This window comes from Rhizobium sp. SVR5-9E, from assembly GCF_056755095.1.
Genome location: NZ_JBNDHS010000845.1, coordinates 1 through 230 on the forward strand (window position 1 = coordinate 1; position 230 = coordinate 230).

General features: G+C 37.4%; 1 protein-coding gene. It reads right to left on the minus strand.

Annotation, left to right across the window (positions count from 1 at the left end):
• A partial coding sequence (locus ACPYOJ_RS37230) for an alkaline phosphatase family protein (RefSeq protein WP_481420663.1) occupies nt 1–230 on the minus strand: 230 nt, incomplete at both ends.

Here is a 230-nt window from a genome sequence, read left to right on the forward strand (position 1 = left end):
TCTGTATCCTAAACCAACTGTCCCCTCAATCCTTTCGTGATCTTTTAATGTTTTTGATGACATATAGTCCTGTTTTCCGTTTACATATTCAACGCCGTCTGCTCCGTTCATATCAACAATTTGGCTGGGATTTAATGGTGGAGAAAATGGCACAACATGATCGAAGTATCCGTCATTTTCATCATAATTAATAATGAAGATTGTTTTCTTCCAGGTTTCCGGATCTTTTG